Genomic DNA, 19464 nt, shown 5'->3' on the forward strand with positions numbered 1-19464 from the left:
CCGCCGCCGCTNTNGCCACCGCCGCCGCCACCGAAATCACCGCCGCCGCCACCAAAGCCGCCACCGCCGCCTTCGTCACCGAAACCATCGCGCTTGTCACGACCACGCCCACCGCGATCGCCGCGGCCACCCTTGTTGAAACTCATATTAGTTCTCGTATTCCCGTCTGCTCGCCCGCGTCCCATCTCACGAACCGTTGCCCCGGACGCGGGGCAGAATCGATTCGCAGCGCAAAAACCCAGTGCGCCAGACTCGCGCGTAACGGAAAAACCGCTTTGCTGCGAGCCTTTTCCGAATGCGCCGCCTGTGCCACTAGGCGCCGGACATGACCGACATCCTGACCCTCGCCACCGATCCCGCGATCTGGCTTGCCCTCGTCACGCTGGTGGTGATGGAAGTCGTGCTCGGCATCGACAATCTGGTGTTCATCTCGATCCTGTCGAACAAGCTGCCCGAGGCCGACCGCGCCAGGGTCCGTCGTTTGGGATTGGGCCTCGCGCTCGTGATGCGGCTGGTGCTGCTGTCGGCCATTGCGTGGATCGTCGGGCTGACCGCGCCGGTGATCGATCTGGGCCTGACCGGCCCCCTGGGCGCGCATGGCGAGCCGGCGTTCGAGACCGCCTTGTCGTGGCGCGACCTGATCCTGATCGCCGGCGGGCTGTTTCTGCTGTGGAAAGCGACACGCGAAATCCACCACAGCGTCGATGGCGGCACCGACGGCGCGCATGGCGAGAAAAGCGTGGTGCAGCTGACCCTGACCGCGGCGATCGTACAGATCGTGGCGCTCGACATCGTGTTTTCGATCGACTCGATCCTGACGGCGGTGGGGATGACCGACCATCTGCCGGTCATGGTGACGGCGGTGCTGATCTCCGTCGGGCTGATGCTGGTCGCGGCCAATCCGCTGGGCGATTTCATTGCGAAAAACCCCAGCGTGGTGATGCTGGCGCTCGGATTTTTGCTGATGATCGGGATGGTGCTGATCGCCGAAGGGTTCGGGGCGCATGTGCCGAAAGGGTATATCTACACCGCGATGGGCTTCTCCGGGGCGGTCGAAGGGCTCAACATCTGGGCGCGCCGTCGCAAGGGTACCATCGCATGACCGTCCATTTTCACGAAGAAGATCTGCCCGCAGGCGTCCTCGCGCCCGGACCGGTGGCGGTCGACACTGAAACCATGGGCCTGCATCCGGCGCGCGACCGGCTGTGCGTCGTGCAGATTTCGGACGGCGGCGGCGATGAGCATCTCGTCCGCTTTGGCCCACTCAGCGATTACGCCGCGCCCAATCTGAAAGCGGTGCTGGCCGATCCGGCGCGGCTCAAACTCTATCATTTCGGGCGGTTCGATATTGCTTCGATCCAGGCTTATCTCAGGGTCGTCGCGGCACCGGCTTATTGCACGAAGATCGCGTCGCGATTGGTGCGGACCTATACCGATCGCCACGGGCTGAAGGAAATCGTCCGCGAAATCCTGCAGACCGATTTGTCCAAGGCACAGCAATCGTCCGACTGGGGCGCGCCCGAGCTGAGCGATGCCCAGCGCGACTATGCCGCGTCGGATGTGCGTTACCTTCACCGCTTGCGCGACGCGCTGAACATCCGGTTGATCCGCGAAAACCGCATGGAATTGGCGCAGGCGTGTTTCGATTTCCTGCCGGCGCGCGCCGCGCTCGATCTGGCCGGGTGGCCCGAGGTCGATATCTTCGCGCATGTCTGAGCTGGCGATCCAGACGCGCGATACGCGCCGCGTCTGGGCGCGGCCGGGGGGCAGCCACGACCGGATGGTGCGCACGCTGAACCGCGTCCTGCCGGTGTTCATCGGCGCGCTGGTCGCGGTTCTGGTCGTCGCGCCATTGGCCAAGCGCAACGAGATCAGTTTCGTCCTCGCCAAGGACAAGGTCGATATGGCCAAGGAACGCATGCGCCTGACCCGCGCCACTTATCGCGGGGAGGACGATCAGGGACGGCCGTTCAGCCTCGACGCCGGATCGGGGGTGCAGGCCAGTTCGAAAGTGCCGGTGGTTCAGCTCAACGATCTGTCGGCGCGGATCGTGCTCGACGACGGCCCCGGTGTGCTCCGCGCGCCCGCCGCCCATTACAATATGGATCAACGGCAGCTGCAGGTTGACGGTCCGATGACCTATCAGTCGCAGGGCGGCTATCGCCTGGAAACGCGTGACGTGATGGCGAGTTTGGCGGGAAAAAGCCTGTCGAGCGACAAGCCGGTACAGGGCAAGATGCCGCTGGGCGCCTTTTCGGGCAACAGGATGAGCGCGGACCTAAACAGCCGGACCGTGATCCTGTCCGGCGGTGCGCGCTTGCACATCGTGCAGGGCGCGGCCAAGGGGCGGTGATGCGCCAGCTTATCGCCGTGATGCTCCTGTGCAGCGCCCAAATGGCGGGCGCGCAGGCGCTCAAGAACCATAACAGCAATGCCCCGGTCGACGTCGCGGCGGACCGTATCGAGGTGCAGGACCGCGCCAACCGTGCCGTCTTCGCGGGGAATGTCCATGTCGTGCAGGAAGGCCTGATCATGGACGCGTCGCGCCTGACCGTGGCTTATGCCAGCGCGTCGGGCGGCGGCAATCCGTCGATCCAGCGGCTCGATGCGACGGGCGGCGTGACGGTGAAAAGCGCGGACCAGACCGCGCGCGGCAACAACGCGATCTACGACCTCAACCGCCGGATCATCACCATGCTGGGCGGGGTGACCCTGGTTCAGGGCGGCAACACCGTGCGCGGCGGGCGGTTGGTCATCGACCTGAATTCGGGCCGTTCGGTGATCGACGGATCGGCCGCGGGGGGCGCGACCGTGACGGGTCAGGGCGGGCGCGTCACCGGCCGGTTCACCGTGCCGCAACGCACCGGCAATTAGCGCCGCCGCAATGGCCGACGCCGCAACCATCGACCGCGCCAACGCCGCGGAAACGGCCACCGACGGGCTGTCGGTGGTGTCGATCGCCAAAAGTTACGACCGCCGCAAGGTCCTGACCGACGTATCCTTGTCGATCGCGCGCGGCGAAGTGCTGGGCCTGCTCGGCCCCAACGGCGCGGGCAAGACGACTTGCTTTTATTCGATCATGGGGCTCGTCAAACCCGATTCGGGGCGCATCCTGCTCGACGGCGAGGATATTACCGGCCTGCCGATGTATCGCCGCGCGATCCTCGGGCTGGGTTATCTGCCGCAGGAAACCTCGATCTTTCGCGGCATGACGGTCGCGCAGAACATCATGTCGGTGCTCGAACTGGCCGAGCCGGACAAGGCGACGCGCAATGCCCGGCTCGATCAATTGCTCGGCGAATTCCATCTCGACGGCCTGCGCGATTCGGTGGCGACCGCGCTGTCGGGGGGCGAACGCCGCCGCTGCGAGATCGCCCGCGCCCTGGCGGCGGACCCGTCGATCATGCTGCTCGACGAGCCGTTCGCGGGCATCGACCCGATTTCGATTTCGGACATTCGCGACCTGATCTGCCAGCTGAAAAAGCGCGGCATCGGGGTGCTGATCACCGACCATAATGTCCGCGAAACGCTCGACATCTGCGACCGCGCCTGCATCATTTACGACGGCCAGGTGCTGTTCGCCGGCTCGCCCGAAGCGCTGGTCGCCGACGAAAATGTCCGCCGCCTCTATCTCGGCGAGAGCTTCTCCCTGTAAGACCGGGGCGTGAGCCTCGGCCCCCGCCTCGATATTCGCGCCACGCAATCGCTGGCGATGACGCCGCAGTTGCAGCAGGCGATCCACCTGCTGACGCTGACCAATGTCGAGCTCGCCGCGGCGGTGGCCGAGGAGATCGAGCGCAACCCGATGCTGATCGTCGACGACGGCGGGGGCGAGGCGGCGGCGCGCCACGACACGCAGGCCGAAAGCACCGAATCGCTGGTCGATCATGGCGACGCCGCCACCGACGCGCCGCTCGATCTCGGCTGGTCGGAGGAGACCGTCGATCACGCCTCGCGGCTCGACAGTCCCGCGGGCGACGATGGCTTCGATTTCGACCAGCTGGCCTGTGCCGAAGGCAGCCTGTGCGACCATTTGGGCACGCAGGCGGGCGAGATCCTCGACGGCGTGGATTTGCTCATCGCGCGCCAGATCATCGATTGCATCGACGATGCGGGGTACCTGGCCGAGCCGCTGGGCGACATCGCCGCGCGGCTGAAGATTTCGACGCGCGAGGCGGACAAAGTGCTCGAAATCATTCAGGGCTTCGACCCCGTCGGCGTCGGCGCACGAACCCTCGCCGAATGTCTCGAGCTGCAGGCCAAAGCGGCGGACCGTTACGACCCGTGCATGGCGACGCTGATCGCCAATCTCGATTTGCTCGCCGCCGGGCGGATCGCGCAGCTGCAGCGGCTGTGCAACGCCGATGACGAGGACATGGCCGACATGATCCGCGAGCTGCGCGGGTACGATCCCAAGCCGGGGCTGCGGTTCGGCACGACGCGGACCGAGACGGTTGAGCCCGACCTGTTCGTCGTCGAGCGCGGCGGGAAGTTCACGATCGAGATCAATCAGGCGACGCTGCCGACGATCACGCTCGACCAGCGTTACGGCAAGGGATTGCCCGATAACGCCAAGACCAAGGCGTGGCTCAGTGAATGCGCCACGGGGGCGCGCTGGCTGCTCGGCGCGCTGGAGCAGCGACGTAAGACCCTGCTCGCGGTGGCGGGCGAAGTGGTGAAGCACCAGCAGGATTTCTTTCGCCACGGCGTCGCGTCGCTGCGCCCGCTGACGATGACGCGGGTCGCGGAGGTCGTCGAAATGCACGAATCGACCGTCAGCCGGGCGGCATCGGGCAAGTATCTCGGGACGCCGCTGGGGACGTTCGAGCTGCGCTATTTCTTCGTTTCGGGCGTCGCGACGGACGATGGTGAAGCGGCATCGGCGACGGCGGTAAAGGCGGCGATCAAGGTGTTAATTGCCGCTGAGAAGCCCAATGCGATCCTAAGTGACGATACGTTGGTCGACCTGCTCAAGGCCCAGGGCTTCGACCTCGCCCGGCGGACGGTCGCCAAATATCGCGAGGCGATCGGGCTCGGTTCGAGCATCCAGCGGCGGCGGGCGGCGGCGATTGCCGGGAACGGTTAGGCCGCGGCGATCGCCGCCCAATCAGCCGGCTGGTGCCGGTCGAGCCAGGCGTCGGCAGCGGGCATCGGGTATTTCAGCCCGGTGGCGCAATTGAACAGCACGCAGCGATCCTGCCTCCCGACCAAGCCCTGATCGACCGCTTGCTCCCAAGCCACGGCGGTGGCGGCACCTTCGGGGCAGAGGAGCAGGCCATCCTCGGCGGCGATGCGGTCGCGCGCGGCGATGATGTCGGCATCGTCCACCGCCATCGCCAAGCCGCCGCTGTCGCGCACCGCGTCCAGGATCAGGAAATCGCCGATCGCGGCGGGGACGCGGATGCCCGCGGCCACCGTGTGCGCGTCTTCCCATTTGGCGGCGTGGCGTTCGCCGGCTTCCCAGGCGCGAACGATGGGCGCGCAGCCCGATGCCTGCACCGCGATCATGCGCGGGCGTTCGGAGCCGATGAAGCCGAGCGCTTCGAGTTCGGTAAAGGCTTTCCACATGCCGATCAGTCCGGTGCCGCCGCCAGTTGGGTAGAAAATCGCGTCGGGCACCTGCCAGTCGAGCTGTTCGAGCAGTTCGAGGCCCATCGTTTTCTTGCCTTCGATCCGGTACGGCTCCTTGAGCGTCGAGAGGTCGAACCAGCCCATCGGCTCCTTGCCCGCGCCGACGATGGCGCCGCAATCGCCGATCAGCCCGTTAACGCGCCACACCTTCGCACCCTGCAACGCGATTTCGCGGACATTCACTTCGGGCGTGTCGTCGGGGCAGAACACGAACGCCTCGATCCCGGCGGCCGCGCAATAGGCCGCGAGCGCCGCGCCGGCATTGCCGTTGGTCGGCATGGCGATGCGCGTGATGCCCAGCGCCTTGGCCATACTCACCGCCATGACCAGCCCGCGCGCCTTGAAACTGCCGGTCGGCAGACGGCCTTCGTCCTTGGCTATGGGGGCTGCGGCGCCATGCCGCGCGCCCAGCCGGGGTAGCGGGATCAGCGGCGTTTCCGCCCCACCCAGGCTGACGATATTCGCCGCATCGCGCACCGGCAGCAATTCACGCCAGCGCCACAGGTCGCGCGGACGATCGGCGAGGATATCCTTGGTCAGCGCGCCGCGTACGCCATCGAGATCGTAGCGCACCAGCAGCGGTTTTCCCGCGCGGCTGAGCCCGTGGATCTGGTCGGCCTGGTAGGCCTCGCCGGTCTCCGAACATTCGAGATGCGTGACGAAGCTCGGGCGGGCGGCGGTCAGATTGTCATCATAGTGCATCGCAGCACTCTAGGCGGACGGCCTGCGAGCCGCCACACTCATCCATGATGCAGCCCGAATCGAAAAACCTCTCGCAAAATCCGGACATCCGCTTTCTCGGCGCGTTGCTGGGCGAGGTGATCCGGGATCAGGGCGGCGAGGCGCTGTACCGGCGCACCGAATATATTCGCAGCGCGGCGGTGGACCGCGCGCGCGGCGTGGAGGGGACGGACACCGGGCTTGACGCGCTCGACCTCGACAGCACGCTCGCCTTCACGCGCGGGTTCATGCTGTTTTCGATGCTCGCCAATCTGGCGGAGGATCGCGCGGGCGGGACCAACGACAATGCGATCGGCGTGGCCGACGCGCTGGCGCGGCTGGAGCAAGGCGGCATCGGGCGGGACAAGGTCGCGGAGACGCTGAGCCGCGCCTTGATCATGCCGGTGCTGACCGCACATCCGACCGAAGTGCGGCGCAAGTCCATGATCGACCATCGCAACCGCATCGCCGATTTGATGCTGTTGCGCGATGCGGGGACGCAGGAGACTCCGGAGGGCGAGCCGGTGACCGAGGCGATCGCCCGGCAGATCGCCTTGCTGTGGCTGACGCGCTCGCTCAGGCGCGAGCGGCTGTACGTCGCCGATGAGGTCGATACGGCCATTGCCTGGTTGCGCGACGTGTTCCTGCCCGTGCTGCCCGCGCTGTACGTGCACTGGGACCGCGCTTTGGGACAGCGGGTCGCGCCGTTTTTGCGCGTCGGCAGCTGGATCGGCGGGGATCGCGACGGCAATCCCAACGTCGTCGCGGAGTCGCTCGGCATGGCGCTGGGCCGCGCGAGCGAAGCAGTGCTCGGCCATTATCTGGCCGAGGTCGATGCACTCGGCGCGCAGCTCTCGGTGTCGAGCGAATTGGCGGCGGTCGGCGCGGATGTGCAGGCGCTGGCGGAGGCGAGCGGCGACAATGCGCCCAGCCGCACCGACGAGCCGTATCGCCGCGCCATCGCCGGGATTTACGCGCGGCTGTGCGCGACGTTCGTCACGCTGACGGGCAAGCCGTGTCCCAAGCCGTCGCGGCTGGTCGCCGAGCCCTACGCCAAACCCGAAGCGTTGCGCGCCGATTTGGTCGTGCTGGCGCGTGGGATTTCGAGGCAGGCGAAGGCCTTGCGGACCGAGGGCGCGCTGGCGCGGCTGATCCGCGCGGTCGAGCTGTTCGGCTTTCACCTCGCCAGCCTCGATTTGCGCCAGAACAGCGATGTCCATGAGCGGACGGTGGCCGAACTGCTGGCGGTTGCGGGGGTCGAAGCGGATTATCTGAGCCTCGACGAAGCGGGGCGAACCAAGCGGCTACGCGAAGTGCTGGCCAGCCCCCGTCCGGCGATGCTGCCGCGCCATGGTTATTCCGAGGAAACCGCCGGCGAACTGGCGATTTTCGCCGCTGCAGCGACGGCGCGGACCCAATATGGCGAGCGCGCGATCGAGCGGGCGATCATTTCCAAGGCGGCGAGCGTTTCAGACCTGCTTGAACTGACGCTGCTGCTGCGCGAGGCGGGGCTCGACGCCGTCACGCCCGTGCCCCTGTTCGAGACGATCGGCGATCTGGACGCGGCGCCGAATATCATGACCGAGTGGCTGGGGCTGTCCGAAGTGGCCGAGGCCGCCAAAGCGCGCGGGCATCAGGAGGTGATGCTCGGCTATTCGGATTCGAACAAGGACGGCGGCTACCTCACCTCGACCTGGCGGCTGTATGGCGCGAGCCTCGATCTGGCGGCGGTGTTCGCGGACGCGGGCATCGCGATGCAGCTGTTCCACGGACGAGGCGGCGCGGTCGGGCGCGGCGGCGGATCGAGTTTTGCCGCCATTCTTGCGCAGCCGCCGGGCACCGTCGGCGGCCGCATCCGCATCACCGAACAGGGAGAGGTGATCGCCGCGAAATACGGATCGGCGGAGGCGGCGCGGACCAATTTGGAGGCGATGGCGGCGGCAACGTTGCTTGCCACGCTCGAGCCGCCTGCCCTGCACGCGAAAGATGGGGCGCGCTTTGCCGGGGCGATGGACACGATCAGCGCGGCGGCGTTCAAGGCGTATCGCGGGCTGGTCTACGACACGCCCAATTTCCGCCAGTTCTTCCGCACGATGACCCCGGTCGCGGAAATCGCGACGCTGAAGATCGGTTCGCGCCCGGCCAGCCGCACCAAATCGGACGCGATCGAGGATTTGCGCGCAATTCCGTGGGTGTTCAGCTGGGCACAGGCGCGGGTGATGCTGCCGGGCTGGTATGGTGTCGGGACAGCGCTGGCGGGGTTCGAAGACCGCGCGTTGCTGAAGGAGATGGCCGATTGGCCGTTCCTTGCCGCCATACTCGCCAATATGGAACAGGTGCTGGCCAAATCCGATATGGGCATTGCCGCGCGCTACGCCGCACTGGCGGGCGACGACGGTGCGCCAATCTTCGCGCGCATCCGCGAAGGGTGGGAGCGGACGCGCGACCAGTTGCTCGAGGTGACGGGGCAGTCGCGGCTGCTCGAACACAACCCCGCGCTCGACGCCTCGATCCGCTTGCGTTTGCCTTATATCGAGCCGCTCAACCTGTTGCAGATCGAGTTGCTCAAACGCCATCGGTCCGGCGAGACCGATCCGCGCATTGCGGAGGGGATCCAGCTGTCGATCAATGCCATCGCTACCGCGCTGAGGAACAGCGGATGAGGCGCGATTGCACCCGTTTCGCTGCGCCGTCCGTTCACCGCGCGATGAAACTCCCGCTCCCTCTCGCTTTCACGCTGGCGCTGGCCGCGTGCGGCATGACCCCGCCCGCGGCGCATGCTTCGCCGGTGTTCGACCCGTTCAAATTCTTTCTCGGCCGGTCGCATGGCGACGCACAGCTCAAGATCATCACCAAAGATTACAAGTCGGTCAGCGTCGACAGTGTCGGGCGGGTCGATGGCGATACGCTGGTGATCGACCAGCATATTTCAGTGCGCGGCGAGAGTTCGAAGGACCGTCAATGGCGGCTGCGGCGCGACGGTCCGGGGAAATATAGCGGCACGTTGACCGAAGCGACCGGCCCGGTGACGGCAGAGGTCGAGGGCGACCGGCTGCACATTCGCTATCCGTCAAAGGATGGGGCGGTCGAGCAATGGCTGAGCCTCGCGCCCGACACGACCTATGCCGACAACCGCCTGACCGTGAAGAAGCTGGGCATCGTCGTCGCGACCTTGGAGGAAACGATCACCAGGCGCGGGGGTCCAATGTAATCCGCGTGTCGTCGTCGATCGCGGCAAAGCCGTGCGTCGCGATGACATCGTTCGATTCGCGGGCGCGGCGCCCTTCGCCAAGCGACCAGGTGATGTGATACGTCCCGCCGGTCGGACGCGCGCTGCTTCCCGCAACTTCCACGACCATTGCCTGACAACCCGACCCGTCATCGGCGCAGCCAATGATCCGGGCATGCGCCGGCGGCGGCAATTCGGGGGTGCCCGCGCCGTGATCGGATTGCAGCGTCACGTGATCCGCCACGACATTGTCGTAAGCCGGGGGAAATTTCGCGAGCAGCACCTCGCGCTCCTCCGGATGCAGTTTCCAGCCGATCGTCATAAGCGATGCAACGCGGCGGTGCGGCGGTTCGTAGCGGGTGAATGGATCATGCGCCCCCTCCTGCCGCCCGAAGCCGGGGCTGTCGAGACGCTGGCGATGCCATGATCGGAATTGCCTTGCGCCGGAACGCATGACATCCTCGTGGCGGGGGATATATGCGCTTCAAAGGACCAGCCGGTTCCGGACCGGATCGTGACAGGAAATCGTCGCTCGAGCCGCTGACCGAATGGCGCACGCCCGTCACAGGCAGACGGGCACTGGCCGAGCCTTCGCCCCGTCGTATCAGATTGTGGATCGGTGGTGCAGTGGCGCTGTTGCTCGTCATCGTCGTCGCGGTCGTGATCTTCAACGAACCCGATGTTGCCGATGTGATTGCCGCAACCCCGGTTGCCGAGCGCGAGGCACCCAAGCCGAAACAGCGCAGTTCCGAATTCATGACCTATGCGCCGGTCAATTTGCCGAGCGGCCTGCCGATCGATCGCGGTTCGATCCTCAATTACGATCTGGCGACATGGCTCGCTACGGGGCCGACCAGCCCGCGCACGTTCATGTTCGACCGACTTGGCTTCGATCCCAGTTCGGCGGCGATCCGCGACGAGGACCGCCCGTTCCTGCAAGTCCTGTCACAAATCCTGACCGCCTATCCGCAAGCGCGCGTCACCATCACCGCCAATGGTCCGGGCAGCCTGGCGGAGGAACGCAGCGTGTCGATCCGCGACGCCTTGCTGGCGCTGGCGGCCGACCCGAACCAGCTCAATATCCGCGCCGGAGACGGCAGTGAGGGCGCCCCCGGCTGGAAGTGCGCGTTGAAATGGGTGTGGCATCGGACCTCGACGCTTGACGCAGGGCGCTCTCCGGCACATCCACCGTCACAGCGCATCCCCTAAGGGTGCCGAACAGAGACTAGCAGGGAGGATTTGATGGCCACGACCCCGACGAAAAAGCCGAACGCGCTGCAACAGCCGATGACCCCGTCGCCCGAGCTGGAAGCGGTGATCGGCAAGGGCCAGATCACGCGCGGCCAGATGGTCAGCAAGGTGTGGGAATATATCAAGAAGAACAATCTTCAGAACCCCGCCAACAAGCGCGAGATTCTGGCCGACGCGAACCTGAAAAAGGTCTTCGGTGTCGACAAATGCTCGATGTTCGAAATGAACAAGTATCTGTCGAAGCACGTCAAGTAAGCCCGGCGGGCGCGCTCAGTTCGAATTACCGAGCGCGCCCCCGACACTGGCCGCGGAATTTGTCGCGCTGCTCGCGCTGTCCGCCATATCTGCCGCCTGCCAGCAGACGAACGCCGCGAATGCGAGCGCCCACCAGCGGTTGGCAAAGATACGCTTTCCGGTGAACGGCCACATGCGGCGACCGTAACCGCCTGCCGCTAAACAACGGTTAGCGGATGAGGTTACCGTTTCAGCGCCTTCACCGCCGCCAGCGTGTTGGTGATATGCGCCTCGGGCGCCTTGTCCGAATAGACGTAGGCGATCCGCCCGTTGCGGCCGATGACATATGACGTGCGGTTCGACCGTGTCGACAGTTGCGGCAACGTCACGTCATAGCCCTTGATGATGTCCGGCGTCGCCGACGCCACCGCGAATTTGTTGCGGCACTCCTCGACCGAAAATTTGGCGAGCTTGTCGATGCTGTCACCCGCCATGCCGATGACGGTCGCGCCGGCCTTGACGAAATCGTCGGTCGCTTCGGCGAATTCATGCGCTTCGATGGTACAGCCCGGCGTGAACGCGGCGGGGAAGAAATACAGCACGACGGGTCCGCGCTTGAGCGCGTCGCTGAGTTTGAGCGGCGCGGTCTTGCCCGCCTTGGCGCTCATCGTCTGAAAATCGGGGGCCTTGGCCCCGACGGGGAGCGACGCGATGGCGGGCATTGCGATCAATGCGGCGAAAGTGGCGAGTGCGGCCTTCATGGGAAATCCTCCAGATATTGCCGCAACCTAGAACTTGCGCGAAAGCGTTCAAGCCACGACATTCGGGGGCATGTCCGGCCCCAAGATCACCGCCGTGCTGGGGCCGACCAACACCGGCAAGACGCATTTGGCGGTCGAGCGGTTCTGCGGCCATGCCAGCGGCATCATGGGCTTTCCACTGCGGCTGTTGGCGCGCGAGGTTTACGACCGCGTAGTCGCGATCAAAGGGCCGAAGGAAGTCGGGCTGCTGACCGGTGAAGAGCGGATCATGCCGCCCGGCGCGCGCTGGCTGATTTGTACCGCCGAGAGCATGCCGACCGATCGTGATGCGGCGTTCGTCGCGATCGACGAGGCGCAATTGGGCGTCGATCCCGAACGCGGGCATGTGTTCACCGACCGCTTGCTCCACGCGCGTGGCTATGAAGAAACGATGATCCTCGGCTCCGACAGCATTTCCGGATTGGTCCGCAAGCTCGTCCCGAACGCCGAGATCACCCGCCGCCCGCGTTTTTCGACGCTGAGCTATGCCGGGGCGAAGAAGTTGTCGCGGCTGCCCAAGCGATCGGCGATCGTCGCGTTCAGCGCCGAGGAAGTCTACGCCGTCGCCGAAATGCTGCGTCGCGCGCGGGGTGGTGCGGCGGTGGTGATGGGGGCGCTTTCGCCCCGCACGCGCAATGCGCAGGTGGCGATGTTTCAGGCTGGCGAGGTCGATTACCTCGTCGCCACCGACGCGATCGGCATGGGGCTCAACATGGATGTGACGCATGTCGCGTTCGCGGGCCTCACCAAATTCGACGGTACGCGCCGACGGCGGCTGACGGTAGCCGAGATGGCGCAGATTGCCGGGCGCGCCGGGCGGCATCAGCGCGACGGCACCTTCGGCTCGCTGGGCGGGGAAGATGCGGCCAACGTCTTCCGCCCCGAAGAGGTCGAGGCGATCGAGGCGCACCGCATACCGCGCGTCGAAGCGCTGTACTGGCGCAACAGCGATTTGGATTTCGGCAGTGTCGCCGATCTCGTCGCCAGTCTCGAACTGACGCCCGACCGCCCAGAATTGCGGGCCGCGCCCGAAGCGGTCGATCTCGCGGTGCTCAAACGCCTCGCCGATGATGACATGGTCAGCAGCCGGGGGCGCGGCGAGCAGATGGTCGCACGGTTGTGGGCGGCGTGCTCGCTGCCCGATTTCCGCAAGGCTGGGCCCGAACACCATTCGCGGCTGGTCCAGCGGGTGTTCCAGCATTTGAGCGAAGGCGACGGGCGCATCCCGGCGCGGTGGATTGCCGACGAACTCGCTCGGCTCGACCGTGTGGACGGCGATATCGACACGATCGGCGGACGCATCGCCGCCGCGCGGATATGGGCCTATGCCGCGCAGCGCGCCGACTGGCTCGCCGATCCGGCACATTGGGCGGGGGTCAGCGCGGCGCTGGAAGAAAGGTTGTCGGATGCGCTTCATGCGCGGCTGACCGAACGCTTTGTCGACCGGCGCACCAGCGTGTTGATGAAGGCGATCGGCCGCGACCTGGCGCTGCTCGATGTCCAGATCCGCGACGACGGCGCGGTGGTGGTCGAGGGCCAATTGCTCGGCCATCTCGACGGCTTTGCGTTTCGCGTCGATGCGAGCGCCCCGGCGAGCGACCGCAAGCAATTGCTCGCGGCCGCCGAACGCGCGCTGGGCAAGACACGTTCGGCGCTGGTGGCGGACTTGGTCGCGGCGTCGGATAGCGAATTCGCGCTGGTTGGAGCCGCGCTCCACTGGCGCGATTACGCCATCGCATCGCTCGCACGCGGCAAAACCCTCACCACGCCGCACCTGATCAACGATCGCGCCATCGATGCCCTGTCCGAGGCCGAGCACGATCGGATCGCCGCGCGGCTGGACCTGTGGCTTAAAGCGGAAATAGCGCGTCGCCTGTCGGCGTTGCTCGACATGAGCCGCGCCGCGACCGACCCGGCAACCCCGCCACGCATTCGCGCCGTCCTCGCGCCGATTGCCGCGAACGGTGGCTTCGTAGCACGGGAAGAGCTCACGACCGCGATTGCCGCGTTGACGCCCGACGATCGCGCCACGTTGCGCCGCGCCGGACTAACCATCGGCCAGCTCGATCTGTTCGACGTGAATCTGCTCAAGGCGCGCGTGTTGCCGCTGCTGTCCGCCTTGCTGACCGCAGCCGGTCGCAAACCCGACCCGCTCGCGCTGCCGGGGGCGACGGTGGCCGCGGACCCGCGGCTCGGCTTTCGCGCGTTCGGTGCACAATGGGTGCGGGTCGACGTCGCCGAGAAAATCCTTCGGGCGCTACACGAACGCCGCAACGATCCCGCCTTCGCGCCCGATCCGGCGCTGGCGACGTCGATGGGCGTGACCCCCGAGACGTTCGCCGCACTGCTGCGCGCGGCGGGGTTTCGCCTGGCAGGACAGCGGTGGCGCTATCGCCCGGCCAAGCGTCCCGCCCCGGTGACGCCCGCGCCGGGCAACCGATTTGCTGCACTCGCGGCGTTGGGGACTTGATTGCGGATCGATAAATTCCTGTATTTCGCGCGGCTTACAAAAACGCGCGCGTCCGCGCAGGCGCTCGTCGCCGCCGGACACCTCCGCCTCGATGGCAAGCGCATCGAACGCGATGCACATCCTGTCGTGCCGGGGCAGGTGTTGACCATGCCGCATTCCGTCGGGGTCAAGGCGCTGCGCATCCTCACTCTGCCCGTGCGGCGTGGCCCGCCCGAAGAGGCACAACTGCTGTGCGAGGACCTGAACAAACCTGTTGCAGAATAGGTTTCATATAGCTACCTATCTAACTATCGGGATTGGAGCTTTCGGGATGTATCATGCCATCGTTCGCCGTCGCGTCGCGGGACTGTTCGCCGACCTCAGCGCGGGAAATTACGAGACGGCGCTGGCGGGCATGGCGCCACGCTTCGAACATATTTTCTCCGGCACGCATGCACTCGGTGGCACCCGCCACAGCACCGCGGCGATGCGCGCGTGGTTTGAGCGCCTTTACCGGCTGTCGCCCGATCTGAACTTCACGATCAAGCACATCGCCGTGAGCGGCTGGCCGGCCGACACGACGGTGACGATCGAATGGCGCGATACCGCGACGCTGGCCGATGGTTCGCCTTATGTGAATGACGGCGTCCATGTCGTGCGAATGAAATGGGGCAAGGTCGTCAGTCTTCACGCCTATCTCGACACCGAAATTTACGCCGAGGCCTGCCGCCGCCTGGCGGCAAACGGTTTTCCCGAAGCGGTAGCGCCACCGATCGAAGACTAAGCGACCCGATTGACGCTGGCAGCGACGACTCTTAACGCTCCGGCCGAGGGCATTTTCAGGGAACCGAGCCATGACCTACGTCGTCACCGACGCCTGCATCAAATGCAAATATATGGACTGTGTCGAAGTGTGCCCGGTCGATTGCTTCTACGAAGGCGAGAACATGCTCGTCATCAACCCCAGCGAATGCATCGATTGCGGCGTGTGCGAACCCGAATGTCCCGCCGAAGCGATCCTGCCCGATACCGAAAACGGGCTGGAAAAATGGCTCGAGCTCAACAACACCTTCTCCGCGCAATGGCCCAACGTCACGCGCAAGAACGATCAGACCCCCGACGATGCCGACGATCACAAGGGCGAAGAGGACAAATACGACAAGTTCTTCTCGCCCGAGCCGGGTCAGGGGGACTGACAAGCCGAGACGGCGCAGTCCGGACGGCGGGCGATTTAGCCCGACCGACGACGCGGCTTTGGTGCGGCGCTGGTAACGAACCTATGGAAATGCGAAGCAGGACGGCGAAGTAAATTCGCCGTCGTCGGTCCTCGCGTTGCGAGGCCGGCAGGCATTCGGCGTCTCCCCGCCAGCTACGCTGACGGAGTGCGCCTCATGCGCGACCACGGCGCATCGAATTGCGCGGCCGTCAACAATTCGAACCCGCGCCACAATGCCTTCATACCGCGAGCGAAATCGTCGCTGAAACGCTGATGGCTTTCGGCCCATTCGCGGCTGGTAAAATCTTCGTTCATGGGAAGCTCCTGTGCCTGGTTGGTGACAGGAATATGTGCGCCCCACGCCGCTCGCGCTAATCAAAGGCTGGACGCCTGGTATAAGCTCACCTTATGTTACCGGGCATGCGCCAGTTGCCGCCTCTCGCCGCCGTGCGCGCCTTCGAAGCGGCGGCGCGTCACCAGAACTTCACCAATGCGGCGGCCGAGCTCAACATGACGCAGGCGGCGGTGAGCTATCAGGTCAAATTGTTGGAGGAACGCGTCGGCACCACCCTGTTCCGCCGCGAGCGGGGCCGCGTGTTGCTGACCGACGCCGGGCGTGCCGTCGCCGAAGACGTGACGCGCGCGTTCGATCTGATCGACGGCGGGTTCGGGCGGTTGCGGCGCGATCTGGGCGCGACACTGACGATTTCGACGACGCTGACCTTCGCCAACACCTGGCTCGCCTGGCATATCGGGTCGTTCCAGTTGGCCAATCCCGAGCTCGCGGTGCGGCTCGACGCCGATCATTTGCTGGTCGATTTCGCGAGCAGCAATGCCGATCTGGCGATCCGCAGCGGGCATGGCGACTGGCCCGGGCTGCATGCCGATTTGTTGCTAGGCGTCGAATTCACCCCGATGTGCAGCCCGGCGTTTCTGGCGCGCCACGGCGGCAAGCTAACGCCCTCCGACCTGCTCGACCTGCCGCTGATCGGCGCGGACGATCCGTGGTGGCCCTATTGGCTGGGCGAGGCCGGTGTCGCGGTCGATCCTTGTGAGATGCGCGCGGGCATCCGTCTCGATTCGCAAGCGAGCGAAGGCCATGCCGCGATGGCCGGGCAAGGCGTCGCGATGCTGACGCCGTTTTTCTGGAAAACCGACCTGGCCGAAGGCCGACTGGTGCAGTTGTTCGGCCAGGTTTCGACGCGCGGCTTCGGCTATTGGCTGGTCGTTCCCGAAACGCGGCGGCATTTGCCCAAGGTCAGGCGCTTTCGCGACTGGTTGCTGGCGACGATCGCCGAGGAGCGGGAAAGCTGACTTGTCCGGACATTGGCCGTCGTCTGGCAATTTTATGACAAAGCGTGTATAACCAACGCCAAGCAGCGCGAATCTGCGCTGTCCTGTCTGACACGAAGGGGTGCCGAATATCGTCTGACGGAGTCGATCCGCCACGACGATGTAACGTCGCACCCCGATAGAAAGGTCATCAATGGCTGCCAAGGCGCTCCTTTTCGACGTTGGCGATTATGTTGTTTATCCGAAGCACGGCGTTGGCCGCGTGGTCGAACTGCAAAAATCCGAGATCGCGGGCATGCCGCTCGAACTCTATGTTCTGCGCTTCGAAAAAGAAAAAATGACGTTGCGCGTTCCGACCAACAAGGCGGAAAGCGCGGGGATGCGCAAGCTGTCGTCCAACAAGCAGATGGACGATGCGCTGACCACGCTGAAGGGCAAGCCCAAGGTCAAGCGGACCATGTGGTCGCGCCGCGCGCAGGAATATGAAGCCAAGATCAATTCGGGCGACCTGGTGTCGATCGCCGAAGTGACCCGGGATCTGTTCCGTGCCGAAGACCAGCCCGAGCAAAGCTATTCGGAACGTCAGATCTTCGAAGCCGCGGCGTCTCGGTTGGCGCGTGAATTGGGCGCGATGGAACAGACCGACGAAAAGACCGCGCTGGAGAAAATCCACACTATCCTTCGTGCGTCGGCCGCGATCTATAACAAGACGGCTGCGCCTGCCGAAGCGGCATAACCGCTCAAAACAGGGTTTGCATTGATAGGCCTCCGGCTGTATTGCTTAGGTAATACAGCCGGAGGCCTTGTCATATGCGCGTACTGATTCCTCTTCTCGCTCTGTCCGCCTGCACGGCGGCGGGCGACACCAGCACGGGCACGCGGAGCTTTCCGATTCCCGGCAATTTCGATGCGGTTACGCTGGGCGGTCCGGCCAATGTCCGCGTCGTCACCGGCGGCACGCCGTCGATCGTCGCGACCGGCCGCAACGACGACCTCGACAAGATCGAGATCGAGCTGAAGGGCAGCGACTTGCTCGTCACGCGCGACGGTGGTGCCCATTTCCAGCTGTTCGGCTGGGGCCATAACAGTCACGACGTCACGGTGACGGTGACCGTCGCCAAGCCGATCAGCGGCGCGACGTTGAAAGGCAGCGGCGACCTCAACGTCGATCAGGGCGGTGGCGACCGGTTCGACGCCATGCTGAAGGGGTCGGGCGATCTGACCGTCGCGAAGGTCATCGCCCAGACCGCGAAGCTGTCGCTGATGGGATCGGGCGATCTCAAGGCGGGTGGCCAGACGCGCAGTGTCGAAGCCGAACTGGCTGGCTCGGGCGGTATCGATGCGGCGCAGCTGATGGCCGAAACCGCGCAGGTCAATCTGCGCGGATCGGGGGATGTCTCCGCCCATGCGACCAAGTCGGCCAATGTCGTGCTGAAAGGATCGGGCAACGTCACGATTCGCGGAACGGGCAATTGCACCAGCGACAAGCGCGGATCGGGCGACGTGAATTGCGCGCCTTAAGGTCGCGCTAACCATAGCATGTCAGGACGAGGCATGTTTCGCATATGCCTTGTCCTGCTCATGCTCGCCGCGCCGGTTGCGGCGGCCGAGCGCACCCTGACGATCACCGATTTCGACGGGGTTCGCGTCGAAGGGCCGTTCATCGTTGCGGTCACCACCGCGCGCGGCACGTCCGGGCGTATCACCGGTGACACGCGCGCGCTGGATCATGTCCGGGTCGATGTCGAAGGCGGCACTGCCGTCATCCGCGCGACCGAGGATGCCAATGACGCCAGGCCCGCGCGCGTGACCCTCGTCACCCGAACGCTAGCCCGCGCGGCACTGGCGGGGCCGGGCACGCTGACCATCGATCGCATGACCGGACCGGAAACGCGCGTAACCCTCGACGGATCGGGACGCATTTCGGTTGGCGCTGTCGCCAGCGATCAATTGACCGCCATTGCGGCCGGCACCGGGACGCTGACACTGGCCGGCACGGCCCGTAACGGCACGCTCGAAACACGCGGCAGCGGCACGCTCGATGCGACGCGGCTGACCATCGCCGATGCCAAAATCACCCTCGACGGCAGCGGGACGTTGACCGCCAGCGCTTCGCGCGATGCCGCCGTCAGCGCCAAGGGCACGGGCAGCGCGACGGTCTATGGCCGCATGGCATGCACCGTGAAACGCGAGGGATCGGCGAGCGTGCTGTGCGGCAAGGCGGCGGGTACGCCGGTCGCGCTGGCCGCGGCTATACCAGCCCCAGGACGCGAAGCTCTCCCGCAAGTGCGAGTGGGAGTTCCGCCAGGTCTCCGCCAAATGCGTCGGACGGGGCGTCCGTAGCTTCCAGATAGCGCCACCCCTGATGCGCGCGTTTCGGGCTGGGGATCACCGGCACCATCCGCGTGTCGAGCACGATGGCACATTTGCCGCCCTCCGCTTCCTCGAACCGCAGGATCGGCGTGCGCGCGACGAGGCGATGCTTGACGATCCAGAACAGCGAACCCTGCCCGGCAATTTCTTCGGCGCGCTTGGGCTTGTAGCGCGTGACGTGATGATATTCGGGCTCGCGATTGGCGAACCAGCCCATCACTTCCTCCAGCGACTGTGCGCCGTAACCGACTTTGGTCAGATGCAGCAC

The 19464-nt window shown here is 65.5% G+C and carries 24 protein-coding genes; 18 read left to right on the top strand and 6 right to left on the bottom strand.

The features are described from left to right. Positions 1-325: 325 nt before the first annotated feature. From ACM9ME_RS04955 to rpoN, 6 genes are read left to right on the top strand one after another with little or no spacing between them, the layout of a single operon-like run. Positions 326-1102, top strand: a complete 777-nt coding sequence (locus ACM9ME_RS04955; RefSeq protein ID WP_415642331.1) for a TerC family protein — start codon at positions 326-328, stop codon at positions 1100-1102. Further along, positions 1099-1716: a ribonuclease D gene (locus ACM9ME_RS04960; RefSeq protein WP_415642332.1), complete on the top strand. Its 618-nt coding sequence runs from the start codon at positions 1099-1101 to the stop codon at positions 1714-1716. Before ACM9ME_RS04955 ends, ACM9ME_RS04960 begins: the two co-directional genes overlap by 4 nt. Next, on the top strand, positions 1709-2353 hold the full coding sequence (locus tag ACM9ME_RS04965) for an LPS export ABC transporter periplasmic protein LptC (protein WP_415642333.1): 645 nt from the start codon (positions 1709-1711) through the stop codon (positions 2351-2353). The genes ACM9ME_RS04960 and ACM9ME_RS04965 overlap by 8 nt, the downstream gene beginning before the upstream one ends. Beyond that, a complete protein-coding gene (locus ACM9ME_RS04970; protein WP_415642334.1) occupies positions 2353-2874 on the top strand; it encodes an LptA/OstA family protein in 522 nt (173 codons plus the stop codon). The genes ACM9ME_RS04965 and ACM9ME_RS04970 overlap by 1 nt, the downstream gene beginning before the upstream one ends. A 10-nt stretch (positions 2875-2884) precedes the next feature. After that, a complete protein-coding gene (gene lptB / locus ACM9ME_RS04975) occupies positions 2885-3655 on the top strand; it encodes an LPS export ABC transporter ATP-binding protein (RefSeq protein WP_415642335.1) in 771 nt (256 codons plus the stop codon). A gap of 9 nt (positions 3656-3664) precedes the next feature. Next, a complete protein-coding gene (gene rpoN, locus ACM9ME_RS04980; RefSeq protein WP_415642336.1) occupies positions 3665-5086 on the top strand; it encodes an RNA polymerase factor sigma-54 in 1422 nt (473 codons plus the stop codon). Here the strand turns inward: rpoN and ACM9ME_RS04985 are convergent. Continuing rightward, a complete protein-coding gene (locus tag ACM9ME_RS04985) occupies positions 5083-6333 on the bottom strand; it encodes a threonine synthase (protein WP_415642337.1) in 1251 nt (416 codons plus the stop codon). The two genes, rpoN and ACM9ME_RS04985, sit on opposite strands and share 4 nt — an antisense overlap. 44 nt (positions 6334-6377) lie before the next feature. Between ACM9ME_RS04985 and ppc the strand changes: the two genes are divergently transcribed. Beyond that, positions 6378-9014 (top strand): phosphoenolpyruvate carboxylase, encoded by a 2637-nt coding sequence (gene ppc, locus ACM9ME_RS04990; protein WP_415642338.1) that lies wholly within the window; start codon positions 6378-6380, stop codon positions 9012-9014. A 44-nt stretch (positions 9015-9058) separates the two neighbouring features. Continuing rightward, positions 9059-9562: a DUF3833 family protein gene (locus ACM9ME_RS04995; protein ID WP_415642339.1), complete on the top strand. Its 504-nt coding sequence runs from the start codon at positions 9059-9061 to the stop codon at positions 9560-9562. Here the strand turns inward: ACM9ME_RS04995 and ACM9ME_RS05000 are convergent. Further along, a complete protein-coding gene (locus ACM9ME_RS05000) occupies positions 9537-10034 on the bottom strand; it encodes a hypothetical protein (protein WP_415642340.1) in 498 nt (165 codons plus the stop codon). The genes ACM9ME_RS04995 and ACM9ME_RS05000 overlap by 26 nt on opposite strands. 173 nt (positions 10035-10207) lie before the next feature. On the opposite strand from ACM9ME_RS05000, the gene ACM9ME_RS05005 reads away from it, so the two are divergent. Together ACM9ME_RS05005 and ACM9ME_RS05010 are read left to right on the top strand one after the other, a co-directional pair. Continuing rightward, complete coding sequence (locus tag ACM9ME_RS05005; protein WP_415642341.1) at positions 10208-10789, top strand: OmpA family protein; 582 nt, start codon at positions 10208-10210, stop codon at positions 10787-10789. Positions 10790-10822: 33 nt separating this feature from the next. Continuing rightward, entirely contained in the window at positions 10823-11086 is a 264-nt protein-coding gene (locus tag ACM9ME_RS05010; RefSeq protein WP_415642342.1) for an SWIB/MDM2 domain-containing protein, read from the top strand. A gap of 15 nt (positions 11087-11101) precedes the next feature. Here the strand turns inward: ACM9ME_RS05010 and ACM9ME_RS05015 are convergent, their stop codons facing one another. Both ACM9ME_RS05015 and ACM9ME_RS05020 read right to left on the bottom strand, forming a co-directional pair. Beyond that, the gene (locus ACM9ME_RS05015) at positions 11102-11260 is read right to left on the bottom strand and encodes a hypothetical protein (RefSeq protein WP_415642343.1); all 159 of its coding nucleotides are present in this window, start codon (positions 11258-11260) and stop codon (positions 11102-11104) included. 47 nt (positions 11261-11307) lie between these two features. Beyond that, positions 11308-11826 (bottom strand): peroxiredoxin, encoded by a 519-nt coding sequence (locus ACM9ME_RS05020; protein WP_415642344.1) that lies wholly within the window; start codon positions 11824-11826, stop codon positions 11308-11310. Positions 11827-11896: 70 nt separating this feature from the next. Between ACM9ME_RS05020 and ACM9ME_RS05025 the strand changes: the two genes are divergently transcribed. The 4 genes from ACM9ME_RS05025 to fdxA all read left to right on the top strand — a co-directional run bounded on the left by ACM9ME_RS05025 (position 11897) and on the right by fdxA (position 15510). Further along, the gene (locus ACM9ME_RS05025; protein WP_415642345.1) at positions 11897-14335 is read left to right on the top strand and encodes a helicase-related protein; all 2439 of its coding nucleotides are present in this window, start codon (positions 11897-11899) and stop codon (positions 14333-14335) included. Further along, a complete protein-coding gene (locus ACM9ME_RS05030) occupies positions 14336-14599 on the top strand; it encodes a S4 domain-containing protein (RefSeq protein WP_415642346.1) in 264 nt (87 codons plus the stop codon). A 46-nt stretch (positions 14600-14645) separates the two neighbouring features. Then, positions 14646-15098, top strand: coding sequence for a nuclear transport factor 2 family protein (locus ACM9ME_RS05035; RefSeq protein ID WP_415642347.1), 453 nt, complete (start codon positions 14646-14648; stop codon positions 15096-15098). A 70-nt stretch (positions 15099-15168) separates the two neighbouring features. Beyond that, entirely contained in the window at positions 15169-15510 is a 342-nt protein-coding gene (gene fdxA, locus ACM9ME_RS05040) for a ferredoxin FdxA (RefSeq protein WP_415642348.1), read from the top strand. A gap of 173 nt (positions 15511-15683) precedes the next feature. Here fdxA and ACM9ME_RS05045 read toward each other — a convergent pair whose 3' ends face one another. Then, on the bottom strand, positions 15684-15845 hold the full coding sequence (locus ACM9ME_RS05045) for a hypothetical protein (protein WP_415642349.1): 162 nt from the start codon (positions 15843-15845) through the stop codon (positions 15684-15686). A gap of 105 nt (positions 15846-15950) precedes the next feature. Here ACM9ME_RS05045 and ACM9ME_RS05050 point away from each other — a divergent pair, with 105 nt between their 5' ends. From ACM9ME_RS05050 to ACM9ME_RS05065, 4 genes are all read left to right on the top strand, one after another. Continuing rightward, complete coding sequence (locus ACM9ME_RS05050) at positions 15951-16844, top strand: LysR substrate-binding domain-containing protein (protein WP_415642350.1); 894 nt, start codon at positions 15951-15953, stop codon at positions 16842-16844. A 172-nt stretch (positions 16845-17016) separates the two neighbouring features. Continuing rightward, on the top strand, positions 17017-17559 hold the full coding sequence (locus ACM9ME_RS05055) for a CarD family transcriptional regulator (protein ID WP_415642351.1): 543 nt from the start codon (positions 17017-17019) through the stop codon (positions 17557-17559). Between the two features lie 74 nt (positions 17560-17633). Continuing rightward, complete coding sequence (locus ACM9ME_RS05060) at positions 17634-18344, top strand: head GIN domain-containing protein (protein ID WP_415642352.1); 711 nt, start codon at positions 17634-17636, stop codon at positions 18342-18344. Positions 18345-18377: 33 nt separating this feature from the next. Beyond that, a complete protein-coding gene (locus ACM9ME_RS05065) occupies positions 18378-19166 on the top strand; it encodes a head GIN domain-containing protein (RefSeq protein ID WP_415642353.1) in 789 nt (262 codons plus the stop codon). On the opposite strand, the gene ACM9ME_RS05070 is transcribed toward ACM9ME_RS05065, so the two are convergent. After that, entirely contained in the window at positions 19075-19464 is a 390-nt protein-coding gene (locus tag ACM9ME_RS05070; protein WP_415642354.1) for a DUF1489 family protein, read from the bottom strand. The genes ACM9ME_RS05065 and ACM9ME_RS05070 overlap by 92 nt on opposite strands.

The organism is Sphingomonas antarctica, from assembly GCF_965137005.1.
Lineage (GTDB): Bacteria > Pseudomonadota > Alphaproteobacteria > Sphingomonadales > Sphingomonadaceae > Sphingomonas_O > Sphingomonas_O antarctica.